General features: G+C 72.5%; 10 protein-coding genes. 7 read left to right on the forward strand and 3 right to left on the reverse strand.

Annotated elements, in window-relative coordinates; translation table 11 throughout:
- Positions 1-49 precede the first annotated feature (49 nt).
- Positions 50-880: an endo alpha-1,4 polygalactosaminidase gene (locus tag BUE29_RS05395; protein WP_073387274.1), complete on the forward strand. Its 831-nt coding sequence runs from the start codon at positions 50-52 to the stop codon at positions 878-880.
- Between the two features lie 21 nt (positions 881-901).
- Here BUE29_RS05395 and upp read toward each other — a convergent pair whose 3' ends face one another.
- Positions 902-1,525, reverse strand: a complete 624-nt coding sequence (gene upp, locus BUE29_RS05400) for a uracil phosphoribosyltransferase (RefSeq protein WP_073389352.1) — start codon at positions 1,523-1,525, stop codon at positions 902-904.
- A gap of 187 nt (positions 1,526-1,712) precedes the next feature.
- Here upp and BUE29_RS05405 point away from each other — a divergent pair, with 187 nt between their 5' ends.
- The 4 genes from BUE29_RS05405 to BUE29_RS05420 all read left to right on the forward strand — a co-directional run bounded on the left by BUE29_RS05405 (position 1,713) and on the right by BUE29_RS05420 (position 8,465).
- Complete coding sequence (locus BUE29_RS05405) at positions 1,713-5,123, forward strand: S8/S53 family peptidase (RefSeq protein ID WP_073387277.1); 3,411 nt, start codon at positions 1,713-1,715, stop codon at positions 5,121-5,123.
- A gap of 85 nt (positions 5,124-5,208) precedes the next feature.
- A complete protein-coding gene (gene deoC, locus BUE29_RS05410) occupies positions 5,209-6,159 on the forward strand; it encodes a deoxyribose-phosphate aldolase (RefSeq protein ID WP_073387280.1) in 951 nt (316 codons plus the stop codon).
- Positions 6,160-6,163: 4 nt separating this feature from the next.
- Positions 6,164-7,612 carry an aldehyde dehydrogenase family protein gene (locus tag BUE29_RS05415; RefSeq protein ID WP_073387282.1) on the forward strand — a complete coding sequence of 483 codons (1,449 nt, stop codon included), beginning with the start codon at positions 6,164-6,166 and terminating at the stop codon, positions 7,610-7,612.
- Positions 7,605-8,465: an aldehyde dehydrogenase family protein gene (locus BUE29_RS05420; RefSeq protein ID WP_073387285.1), complete on the forward strand. Its 861-nt coding sequence runs from the start codon at positions 7,605-7,607 to the stop codon at positions 8,463-8,465. The genes BUE29_RS05415 and BUE29_RS05420 overlap by 8 nt, the downstream gene beginning before the upstream one ends.
- 29 nt (positions 8,466-8,494) lie before the next feature.
- On the opposite strand, the gene BUE29_RS05425 is transcribed toward BUE29_RS05420, so the two are convergent.
- The gene (locus tag BUE29_RS05425) at positions 8,495-8,896 is read right to left on the reverse strand and encodes a MerR family transcriptional regulator (protein ID WP_143168011.1); all 402 of its coding nucleotides are present in this window, start codon (positions 8,894-8,896) and stop codon (positions 8,495-8,497) included.
- Positions 8,897-8,990: 94 nt separating this feature from the next.
- Between BUE29_RS05425 and BUE29_RS05430 the strand changes: the two genes are divergently transcribed.
- Complete coding sequence (locus BUE29_RS05430; protein WP_073387287.1) at positions 8,991-9,704, forward strand: SDR family oxidoreductase; 714 nt, start codon at positions 8,991-8,993, stop codon at positions 9,702-9,704.
- Positions 9,705-9,740: 36 nt separating this feature from the next.
- Here BUE29_RS05430 and BUE29_RS05435 read toward each other — a convergent pair whose 3' ends face one another.
- Positions 9,741-11,288 (reverse strand): S53 family peptidase, encoded by a 1,548-nt coding sequence (locus tag BUE29_RS05435; protein ID WP_073389355.1) that lies wholly within the window; start codon positions 11,286-11,288, stop codon positions 9,741-9,743.
- Positions 11,289-11,355: 67 nt separating this feature from the next.
- Here BUE29_RS05435 and BUE29_RS05440 point away from each other — a divergent pair, with 67 nt between their 5' ends.
- Positions 11,356-12,399, forward strand: coding sequence for a hypothetical protein (locus tag BUE29_RS05440; protein ID WP_073387290.1), 1,044 nt, complete (start codon positions 11,356-11,358; stop codon positions 12,397-12,399).
- The last annotated feature ends 16 nt before the right edge of the window (positions 12,400-12,415 follow it).

The following is a 12,415-nucleotide window of genomic DNA, read 5'->3' on the forward strand; positions in this document are numbered from 1 at the left end:
GTCGCGGCACCGACACGGATCGCCGACGCGCCGAGCGAGGAGTGACCGGATGACGACGGTGGCACGACTGGCCGCACGAGTGGTGGCGTTGACGATGCTGCTCGCCGCCTGCACGTCGGGTGGGGGCGTCGCCGCGGCCGCGCCGAAGGTCGCGCAGCCGCCGAAGGCCGGTGTCTTCGACTACCAGATCGGCGGGGCCTACCGGCCCGCGGCCGCGGTGCGCATCGTCGATCGCGACCGCTCGGCGAAGCCCGCCGCGAAGCGCTACAACATCTGCTACGTCAACGCCTTTCAGACCCAGCCCGAGGAGAAGCGGTTCTGGACGAGCAAGCACCGCTCCCTGCTGCTGCGGGTGCACGGCCGCTACGTCACCGACCCCGACTGGCCCGGCGAGTACGTCCTAGACACCTCGACGGCCGCGAAGCGTGCGGCGCTCGTCCGGGTGGTCGGCGCCTGGTTCGACGGCTGCGCCCGCAAGGGGTTCGACGCCGTGGAGCCGGACAACCTCGACTCGTGGACCCGCCGGGGCGTGTCCGGGGCCATCACGAAGGCCGACAACCTCGCCTACGCCCGGGCGCTGGTGAAGCGGGCCCACGCCCGCGGCCTGGCCATCGCGCAGAAGAACACCGTCGAGGTGTCGAAGCGGGCGCGCTCGATCGGCTTCGACTTCGCGATCGCCGAGGAGTGCGAGGTGTACCGCGAGTGCGGCGGCTACACCCGCTCCTACGGCGCACGCGTCCTGGAGGTCGAGTACACCGACACGCCACGCTCGGCCTACACCCGCGCGTGCACGGCGCGCGCCGGCACCATGTCGATCATCCTGCGCGACCGCGACGTCGTGCCGCGCGGCAACCGCGCCTACCGCTACTCCCACTGCTGAGCGGCGACCGCCTCGGCCGGGTCAGCGCGGCCCGAACTGCCGGTCGCCCGCGTCCCCGAGGCCCGGGACGATGTAGGCGTTCTCGTTCAGCCGCTCGTCGATGCTGGCCGTGAACAGCCGGATGGGCAGTCCCGACCCGCCCAGCGCGGCGTGCCCCTCCGGCGCCACCAGCGCGCAGATCACGGTGAGGTCGGTCGCGCCCCGGCTCGCGAGCAGGTGCAGGCAGTGCAGCAGCGATCCGCCCGTCGCCAGCATGGGGTCCAGGACGAGCACCGGCCGACCGGCGAGCGACTCGGGCAGCGAGGCCATGTAGGGCGTGGGCTCGTGCGTCTCCTCGTCGCGGGCGAGGCCGACGAAGCCCATCTGCGACTCCGGCAGCAGGTTGAAGGCCGCCTCGGCCATCCCGAGCCCGGCCCGGAGCACCGGCACGAGCAACGGCGGATTCGCGATGGCGGTGCCGGTGGTCGGCGCGACCGGGGTCGAGATCGGGACGTCGGCGCGCTCGAGCTCACGGGTGGCCTCGTAGACCAGCAGCGACGCGATCTCGCGCAGCGCGGCACGGAACTCGGCGTTGCTGCTGGTCTCGTCGCGCATGACGGTGAGGCGCGCCTGGACGATCGGATGGTCGACCACGGTCGTCTGCAGAGAACTCACGAGCAGACCCTAGCGATCCGGTGCCGGCCGGGCGGTGCCACCCGAGGCGCCGAACCGCAGCCGAAGGTCACGGCGCGCCACCGATTTCCGCAGCCCGCTTGACGCGCATTACACAGCGAGGTCATAGTCAGCCGCGCTCTGCATCTGGTAGAGCCAGATTCCCCTTCGTGGAGGCCCGTTGTCGTCCCTACGTATTCCCCTGGTCGCGGCCGGTACCGCCGCGGCCACGGTCGCGGCGCTGTGCAGCGCACAGCTCGCGATCGCGTCGTCCTCGTCGGCCGCTCCGGCCACGAGCGGCAAGCCGCAGTCGGTCATCGTCGTGCTGCGTGACCAGCTCCGCGGCAAGCCCGCCACCCGCGCGCACGTCGCCGCCCGCCGCGCCGCGGCCCGCTCGGCCCAGAACGCGGTCGTCGACCGCGCCAACCGGGTCACCTCCCACAAGGCCGCGAAGGTCGTCCACTACACCGCGGCGAACGTGGTGTCGATGACGGTCAACCCGTCGCAGGTGTCGGAGCTCAAGTCCGACCCGGCGGTCTCGGCGGTCATCCCGAACACCAAGGTGGCGTTCATCCCGCGCAAGCAGGAGGAACCGGCCGGCGCGAAGCGCAGCGCCAAGGCGATCGGCGAGCCGAACTCGAGCGCCGTCTGCCCGACCGACCCGTCGAAGCCGCTGCTCGAGCCCGAGGCGCTCGAGGACACCCACACCGCCTCGGACGACGCCGACGCCAAGACCGCCCAGCAGCTCACCACCGGCTCCGGGGTGAAGGTCGCCTACATCGCCGACGGGATCAACCCCGACAACCCGGACTTCATCCGCGCCAACGGCGACCACGTCATCACCGACTACAAGGCGTTCTCGGCCGACGGCCCCGCCCCCGAGGAGGGCGGCGCGGAGGCCTACGGCGACGCCTCGGCCATCGCGGCCCAGGGCCTCGTGTCGCACGACCTGTCGACCTTCGTCAACCCGGCCTACCCGCTGCCGAGCGGCTGCAACATCCGCGTCCTGGGCATGGCTCCGGGCGCCAGCATCGTGGCCCTCAAGATCGACTTCTACACCACGTCGATCATCCAGGCCATCGACTACGCGGTGAGCAACGACCACGTCGACGTCATCAACGAGTCCTTCGGCGGCAACGTGGTGCCCGACGCGTCGGCCCGCAGCGCCATCCAGAGCTTCAACGACGCCGCCATCGCGGCGGGCGCGACCGTGGTCGTGTCCTCCGGCGACGCCGGCACGACCGGCACGATCGGCAACCCCGCCACCGACCCGAACGTCATCTCGGTCGCGGCCAACACCAACTCCCGTGGCTACCAGCAGACCGGGTACGCCGGTGCGCGCACCTTCGGCAACGGCCAGTGGGTCAACGACGAGGTCTCGTCGCTGTCCTCGGGCGGTGTCACCCAGAGCGGCGGGACGGTGGACCTGACCGCACCCGGCGAGTCCGGTTGGGCCGTGTGTGACGCCGGATCGGCCGAGTGCGCCAACTATCGCGGCGGTTCGTCGGACATCCAGCTCTTCGGCGGCACCAGCCAGTCCGCCCCGTTGACGGCGGGCGCCGCGGCCCTGGTCATCTCGGCCTACCGCTCCACGCACTCCGGCAACTCCCCGTCGCCGGCCCTGGTCAAGCAGCTGCTCAAGGGCACCGCGACCGACCTGGGCCTGCCGACCGACGAGCAGGGCTCCGGCCTGCTCGACGCCCGCTCCGCGGTCGAGGCCGCGCTGACCTACAACGGCGCCACCACCGCCGCCCCGGCGGGCGTGCAGTCGCAGATCGTCACCAATCCGCACCTCATCTCGGTCTCCGGCGCGCCGGGCAGCACGCACACCGTCAAGGTGGCCGTCCGCAACGTCGGCGCCGAGCCGTTGACGGTGGCGACGGGCAGCCGTCGTTACCGGACCGACTCGGTCGCGACCATCAACACGAGCATCGACGCGAGCTCGCCGCAGACCTTCCCGTACCCGACCAACGGCACGTCGTGGGTGTACAAGAAGGTGCCGTTCACGGTGCCGTCCGGTGAGGACCGGCTCGCGGCCAAGATGATCTGGCAGGGCGCACCGAAGCAGGTCGGCTCGGCCACGGTGACGCCGGTCGTGCGGATCTCGCTGTTCGACCCGTCGGGCACGTACGTGGCCAACAGCCGCCCCCAGGGCGGTGCCGTCTCGGCCAACTACGCCAACCTCGACGTGCGGCGGCCGACGGCGGGCAACTGGACCGCGGTCATCTACACGGCCGGCTCGGCGTCCGGGTACACCGGTGACGTCAACCTCCGGCTCTACCACCAGAGCGCGATCGACGTCGCCAAGGTGGCCACGCCGAGCATGACGCTCGCCGCGGGCCAGTACCGCAACGTGGAGGCGACCTTCACCACCCCGAACAACGGTGACACCGCCTACGCGCTGACCGTCGCCACCTCGAACGGCCACCGGACCGCGATCCCGGTGATCCTGCGGGCGGTGATCCCGACGTCGAGCGGCAAGGGCTCGTTCAACGGGACCATCACCGGCGGCAACGCCCGAGCCGGGTCGGCGGCGCAGAGCCTCACCTACGCCTTCGACGTGCCCTCGGGACGCAAGGACGTGAGCGTCGGCGTCACGCTGCGCAGCGATCCGAACTACGAGCTCGAGGGCGTCCTCGTCGACCCCAACGACGAGACGCAGTCGATCGGCAGCAACGTCTACACCGGAGCCGACGGCAACATCGCAGGACGCGGGCTGAGCATGCAGCTCACCTCGGCCAACCCCGTCGCCGGGCGTTGGCGGCTGGTGATCCTGGTCGTGAACCCGGTCCCGGGCACGGCCATCAGCCAGCCCTTCTCCGGCACGATCGCCTTCGACGCCAACAACGTGAGCGCCACCGGGTTGCCCACGTCGACGAAGACGGTGCTGCCGGCCGGCAAGGCGACCACCGCGAAGGTCACGGTGCGCAACACCGGCAAGGCGCCGATCAACGTGCAGGTCGATCCCCGCACCAAGTCGGTCGGGGCCATGCAGCTCACCTCGCCGTTCGGCACGCAGAACGTCCAACTGCCGAGTCACAACTCGCCGACGTTCATCGTGCCGCCGGGCACGCACGGCCTCACCGCGGTCTCGACGTCGGACGTGCCGGCGATCGTCGACCTGCTCTCCGGCTCGCAGGGCATCGACGTCGTCGGTGACCTGCCGGCGGCGAAGGCCGGCAGCACCATCTCCACGGCCACCGTGGACGAGGGTGCGAACGCGACGGTGTCGAGCGGCATCTGGTACACCGACCTCAACGAGATCGGTGCGGTGGACGAGGACGGCGCACCCAGCGGCGACGCCCACGTGCAGCTGACCGCGCGGACCCAGGACTTCGACCGGACGGTGACCTCGTCGACCGGCGACTTCTGGAACGTGGCGACCGACTCCACGGCCAGCACCGGGGCGCCGGTGACCATCGCGCCGGGCGCGTCGGCCACCATCACCGTCACGATCAAGCCGACGGCCACGAAGGGGACGAAGGTCAGCGGCCAGCTGTACGTGTACACGCCGCCGTCGTTCGCCTACCCGACGTTCAACACGACGGGTGACACCCTGCGCACGCTCGACTACAGCTACACCGTGGGGTAATCGAGTCGTTCGACCGACGGCCGGTGGCGCACTGCGTCACCGGCCGTCGTGTGTTCCGGGCCGTCTCGGCTCCTAGGATGGCCGGGTGACTGCCCTCACCGACACGGCGACGAGCGACGTCGCCCGTGACGACGCGACGCTGCGCCGGTTCCTGCACGGCCTGCCCGGGGTGGACCAGGTGGGCGCCGACGCCCGCGCCGCGTCGCTCGCCACCCGCAGCATCAAGACCACCGCCAAGGCGTGGGCCGTCGACGCGGCGATCGGGATGGTCGACCTCACCACGCTCGAGGGCGCCGACACACCCGGCAAGGTGCGTTCGCTGTGCGCCAAGGCCGCGCGCCCCGACCCCACCGACCCGTCCGCCCCGCCGGTCGCCGCCGTCTGCGTCTACCCCGACCTCGTCGAGACCGCGGTCACGGCGCTGCGCGGCACCCGCGTCGAGATCGCCTCGGTGGCCACCGCCTTCCCGTCCGGGCGCGCCGCGCTCGCGACCAAGCTGCACGACGTCCGCGACGCCGTGGCCGCCGGTGCGACCGAGATCGACATGGTGATCGACCGCGGCGCCTTCCTCGCCGGCCGGTACCGCCAGGTCTACGACGAGATCGTCGCGACCAAGCGCGAGTGCGGGGCCGCGCACCTGAAGGTGATCCTCGAGACCGGCGAGCTGGCGACGCTGGACAACGTCCGCCGCGCGTCGTGGCTCGCCCTGCTCGCCGGCGGCGACTTCGTCAAGACCTCGACGGGCAAGATCAACCCGGCCGCCCGGCCGCCGGTGGCGCTGGTCATGCTCGAGGCGGTGCGCGACTACTTCGCCGCCACCGGCGAGCGGCGCGGCGTCAAGCTGGCCGGCGGCATCCGCACCGCCAAGGAGGCGGTGCGCTACCTCGTGATGGTCAACGAGGTCGCCGGCGACGAATGGCTCGACCCGCGGCTGTTCCGCTTCGGCGCGTCCAGCCTGCTCAACGACCTGCTGCTGCAGCGACACAAGCTCGCCACCGGCAGCTATGACGGCCCCGACTACGTGACGGTGGACTGAGACCATGACGACCGAGACAGGCCCGCGTTTCGACTACGCGCCGGCGCCGGAGTCGCGCGACATCGCGCGGCTGCGGCCGAGCTACCAGATCTTCGTCGACGGTGCGTTCCGTGACGGCGCGGGCGAGGCCGTGAAGACGATCGACCCCGCCGACGAGCAGCCGCTCGCCGAGGTCGCCGAGGCCGGGCCGTCCGACGTCGACGACGCCGTGCGGGCCGCGCGACGCGCCTACGACGGCCCGTGGTCGGCGATGTCGGGGGCCGAGCGCGGCAAGTACCTGTTCCGCATCGCCCGGGCCATCCAGGAGCGCGGTCGCGAACTGGCCGTGCTCGAGTCGCTCGACAACGGCAAGCCGATCCGCGAGTCGCGCGACGTCGACATCCCCTCGGCCGCCGCGCACTTCTTCTACTACGCCGGCTGGGCCGACAAGCTCGGCTACGCAGGGCTCGGCCCGGCGCCCCGACCGCTCGGTGTCGCCGGTCAGGTCATCCCGTGGAACTTCCCGCTCCTGATGGCGGCGTGGAAGATCGCGCCGGCGCTCGCCGCGGGCAACACCGTCGTCCTCAAGCCGGCCGAGACCACGCCCCTGACCGCGCTCGTGCTGGCCGAGATCGTGGCCGAGGCCGACCTGCCGCCGGGCGTGGTGAACGTGCTCGCCGGCGGGCCTGCCATCGGGCAGGCGATCGTCGAGCACGACGACGTCGACAAGATCGCCTTCACCGGCTCGACCGAGGTCGGCAAGATCATCCAGCGCACGATCGCGGGCACCGGCAAGAAGGTCACCCTCGAGCTCGGCGGCAAGGCCGCGAACATCGTGTTCGACGACGCCCCCATCGACCAGGCGGTCGAGGGCATCGTCAACGGCATCTTCTTCAACCAGGGCCAGGTCTGCTGCGCGGGATCGCGGCTGCTGGTCCAGGAGTCGGTCGCCGACGAGGTCGTCGCCGCGTTGAAGCGCCGGCTGACGACGTTGCGGGTGGGTCACCCGCTCGACAAGAACACCGACGTGGGCGCCATCAACTCCGCTGCTCAATTAGCGCGGATCCGCGCATTGACCGATGCGGGCGAGGACGAGGGTGCGACGCGCTGGTCGCCGCCCTGCGAGCTGCCGGAGCGCGGCTACTGGTTCGCGCCCACCGTCTTCACCGACGTCTCGCAGGCGCATCGCATCGCGCAGGAGGAGATCTTCGGCCCCGTCCTGTCCGTGCTCACGTTCCGCACGCCCGACGAGGCGATCGCCAAGGCCAACAACACGCCCTACGGGCTCTCGGCCGGGGTGTGGACCGAGAAGGGGTCGCGAATCCTGGCGATGGCGGGCCGGCTGCGCGCCGGCGTCGTCTGGGCCAACACGTTCAACCGTTTCGACCCCACGGCGCCGTTTGGCGGCTACAAGGAGTCCGGGTTCGGCCGCGAGGGCGGCCGGCAGGGGCTGGAGGCGTACCTCGATGTCTGACCGGCTGGACGTGCGCAAGACGTACAAGCTCTACCTCGGCGGCGCCTTCCCCCGCTCGGAGTCCGGGCGCTCGTACCCGGTCACCGGCGCCGACGGCACGCTGCTCGCCCACGCCGCTCAGGCGTCGCGCAAGGACCTCCGCGACGCCGTCGTCGCCGCGCGCGGCGCGTTCGGGGCGTGGTCCGGCGCCACCGCCTACAACCGCGGCCAGGTCCTGTACCGGGTCGCCGAGGTGCTCGAGGGGCGGCGCGAGCAGTTCGTCGCCGAGATCGCCGCGAGCGAGGGCGTGCCCTCGGCCCGGGCGGGCGAGCAGGTCGACCGCGCCATCGACCGCTGGGTGCACTACGCCGGCTGGGCCGACAAGTTCGCCCAGGTCGTCGGCTCGACCAACCCGGTGGCCGGGCCGTACTTCACGTTCTCGCTGCCCGAGCCGACCGGCGTCGTCGGCGTGCTCGCGCCGCATGACTCCTCACTGCTCGGGCTCGTCTCCGTGCTCGCGCCGGTGCTGACGACCGGCAACACCGCCGTCGTCGTGGCGGCCGAGCGCCACCCGCTGCCGGCGATCACGCTCGCCGAGGTGCTCGCGACCTCCGACGTGCCCGGTGGCGTCGTCAACCTGCTCACCGGGCACCCCGCCGAGCTCGCCCCGTGGTTGGCCTCGCACCGCGACGTGAACGCCCTGGACCTCACCGGCGCCCCGGCCGAGGACGTCGTCGAGCTGCAGCGCGCCGCCGCCGACAACGTGAAGCGGGTGCACGTCCCGCGGTCGCGGGACTGGGCGGCCGACCCCGGCCTGCAGCGCCTCACCGCGTTCACCGAGACCAAGACCGTCTGGCACCCGATCGGCGTGTGACTCGGCAGCATCACCCGTACCGCCACGAGTCAGGCGGCGCTGCTCCCCGTTCCCTCGCACGTCGGGTCGGTGGTCTGGCCGTCGTGGTAGGCCTGCGCCGCGTCGATCAGGTAGGCGAGCTGGTCGCGGGTGGTGGTCAACTCGGCGATCTGATCGCCGAGGCGGGTGTGCTCGCGCCGCATGAGCCCGACGGCTTCGCGGGTCACGGCCGGTGACGGGGCGTCGACGCAGGGCAGCAGCGAGGCGATGGTGCGGCTCGTGAGGCCGGCGGCGTAGAGGCGGCGCAGCAGGATCACCCGATCGACGGCGGCGGCGGCGTAGTGGCGCTGCGCGCTCGAGCTGCGCTCGGGGACGAGCAACCCCTGCTCCTCGTAGTACCGCAGCGCTCGCGGGCTGGCGCCGGTCTGCCGGGACAGCTCACCGATCCGCATGGGTGACCCTCGTCTCACGGAGTTGCCTCTGACGTCAACGTCAGATTCTAGCGTCGACGGGGTTCCACCCCACCACCTGACGCAGGAGACAACGATGGACATCGAAGGATCGGTCGCGCTCGTCACCGGAGCGAACCGCGGCCTGGGTCGCCGGTTCACCGAGCAGCTGCTCGAACGCGGCGCCGCCACGGTCTACGGCGCCGCGCGCGATCCGGGGAGCATCACCACCCCGGGCGTCCGGCCCCTCACGCTCGACCTGCTCGATCCCCGCTCGATCGAGGATGTCGCCGCGGCGGCTCCCGACGTCGACCTGCTGGTGAACAACGCCGGCATCTCGGCCTACCAGAACCTCGTCCGGGGGGAGCTGAGTGAGATCCGGCGCGAGATGGACACCCACTTCTTCGGCACGCTCGGCGTGACCCGCGCCTTCGCCGACGTCCTCGCCCGCAACGGCGGTGGGGCCGTCGTCAACCTCCTCTCCGCGTTGTCGTGGTTCTCCTGGGACGGCGCGACCTCCTATGCCGCGGCCAAGGCGGCGGAATGGAGCCTGACCAACGCCACCAGGGTCGAGCTCGCCGCACAGGGCACGCAGGTCGTCGGCGTGCACCTCGGCGCGGCGGACACCGACATGATGGCCGGCTACGACGGCCCGCTCCTCGACCCGGCCGACGTCGTCCGCATCGCGCTCGACGGACTCGCCGCCGGCGAGGTCGAGGTGCTGGTCGACGACTGGAGCCGGACGGTCAAGGCAGGACTCGCCGAGGACCCCGGGGCCTTCTACGCGTCGATCGCCGCGGCCACCGGCTGATCGCCTCGCCGCGACCCGTACCTCGTCCCGCGCCCCTCATCCCGCGCCGTCGACCACCTGGAGCAGGGCCGGACCGTCGGGGACGCCGAGACCGGTGCAGGCGTCCCAACCCGGCTGCGCACGGTAGACGCCGTTGCTGCCCTGGGTGATGTCACGGAAGCCGGCGGCGGGGGCGTCGGGCTGCACGCCGGCGTAGAGGGTGGGTTGCAGCAGGCCGAGGGGACGCCCGGTCGCCTGCGCCAGCCGGCAGACCAGCCCGGCCCAGAGCGGGGCGACGGCGCTGGTGCCCCCGATCGTGCTGCGCCGGCCGTCGACCAGGACCTGGTAGCCGGTCTGCGGATCGGCGACCGCGGCGACGTCGGGGACGCCCCGCCCGGCCTTTCCGGCAGGGCCGGCGGGCACCCCGACGCCCGCCTGCCAGTCCGGCAGGGCGAACGCGGTGCTGACCCCGCCGCCGGTGGAGCCGCCCTGGCCGCCGTCGTTCCAGACGACCTCGCTGCCGACGCGCCCGGCCAAGTCCAGCTGCAGCGTGGTGCCACCGCAGCCGAGGACGTGCGGGCTCGCAGCCGGGAAGTCGGCGTGCGGGTTCCCGTCGGCCTGCCGGTCGGAGCTGCCGTCGTCGCCGGCGGCCACGGTGACGGTCACGCCCAGCAGCGCCGCGTCGGCGAAGGCCTGGTCCATCGCGTCGCGGGCCTGCGGGCTCCACTGGTCCTCGCTCTGCCCCCAGCTGATGCTCATCGCCGTCGGTGCGGGCGTGGCGTGGGCGGCCTGGGTGACGGCGTCGAGGAACCCGTCGTCGGTGTTGGGCGCGAAGTACACGACCTGGGCGGCGGCCGGGGCGATGCCGCCGGCGACCTCGATGTCGAGCAGCACCTCGCCGTCGGCGCCGTCCGGGTCCTGCCCCGCCTGGTTCTCGGCGCCGTCGACACCGACCGCGGTGACGCTCGGCGTGGCCAGCCCGAGACCGCCGAAGTAGGCGTCGAGATCGTCCTGACCGAAGCCGCCGCCCAGCTCGACGACGGCGATCGTGTGGCCTGCACCGTCCCCCTCCGGCAGGCCGTAGACCTCGGCGAGCTGGGGCGGGGTGTAGCTGGTGACCGCGGCGTCGGCACGGGCGACGCGGTACCGCGCCCGCGCCTGCGGCCGGTCGTCGAGCCCCAGCACGGCGACGAGCGGGTCGGCCAGCGGGCCGGCGACGGCGAGCTCGCCGGCGGGTTGCCGCGCCGAACCGCCACCGGCGAGACGCACCTCGCGCAGCGTCGTGCCGAACAGGGCGCCGAGCGCATCGGCCTCGCCGCGCACCCGTACCAGCCGGGTGGCGGCATCGGCCGACACCACCTCGGCGCCGGCCCCCTCGACCGCGGCGCGCACCGCGTCGAGATCGGCCGGGTCGGCCCCGAAGCGTTCGGCCAGCTCCTCCCGGCGCAGCGGCGCTCCGCCGAACGCCGCGGCGTCGGGCTCGGCCCGCCGCCGCAGCACCAGCGTCGCCTCGACGGTCGTGGCGGGCGCGAGCGCGCCGACGACGGTGGCGTCGTCCCACCACTGCCGCAGGCTGCCGGTGAACGGGATGCGCGAATCGGTCATACCGCCGATCATCCACCGCGGTACGACGATTTCGAAGAGCTCCGGCGCGCCCGGTAGGTTCGCGACTATGACGTCGTCGGCTGCCGCCATCATCCCGATCACGCTCACCGTGAACGACCGCACGGGCCTCACGCTGTGGGCGCCGCCGTGGGAGGACGAGGACGGCGACGAATGGCAGGGCTTCCTCGGCGACGGCCAGAAGATCCTGCTCTACCCCAACACCGCCGACCTGGCGGCCTTCATCGCCTCGGGCGAGGAGAACGACCTGTCCGACCACCCCGGGTGGGGGCAGGTCCTCAAGGCGACGCCCGACGAGCTGCGGCCGAGCACCGAGGACCGCTACGACCTCGACGCCGTGTACGAGTGGGCCGGCGGCGAGCCCGACCCGGTCCACGTGTCGGCGCTCGCCGACGTCGTCGACATGGTGGCCAAGATCGCCGACTGCTGCGACGACGGCAAGCTGCGCCGGCTGGTCGAGGGCACGCCCGCGTTCGCCGAGCTCGTCGACGAGGAGAACACCTACCAGGGACGTGACGGCCGCAAGCGCTGGAACGAGCTCGGCGACACCATCGCCGAGTCCTGGGAGCGCGCGATCGCCCGCGTCGAGGACTGGCTGAACTGGCGCGGCGACTTCAGCGAGAGCGAGTTCGACGAGCAGGCCTCGGTCTGGGAGCGGGTCGGCGCCGAACCGATCGAGCTGCGCTTCGCCGACGCCACCTACCTGACCGTGCGCGGCGACGTCTCCGTCGACGCCGACGGCGACGAGACCGCCACCGCCTTCCTCGGCGACGACCAGCAGGTCGTCGTCTTCACCGACCTCGCCGACCTTGCCCGCTACTGCCGCGAGGCCGAGGAGCACCGGCTGGTCAAGCTCGAGTGGTGGTCCGAGCTCGCCGACGTGACCGACGACGCCGACTTCGCCCCCGCGGCGGACGCCGCGTTCGACCTGCGCAAGCCGTCGTCCGCCGGTGCCGGGGTGCTGCGCCAGCTCGCCGAGTTCTGCGGGCTCGAGGCCGACACCGACGTCCTCGACGGCCCCGACGTCGACAAAGACGACTGGGCCGACCTCGTGGCCGAGGTGCGCAGCTGCCTGCGCGACGAGAGCAGCTGAGGAACACCGACCGGCC

The organism is Jatrophihabitans endophyticus, from assembly GCF_900129455.1.
GTDB classification, from domain to species: Bacteria; Actinomycetota; Actinomycetes; order Mycobacteriales; family Jatrophihabitantaceae; genus Jatrophihabitans; species Jatrophihabitans endophyticus.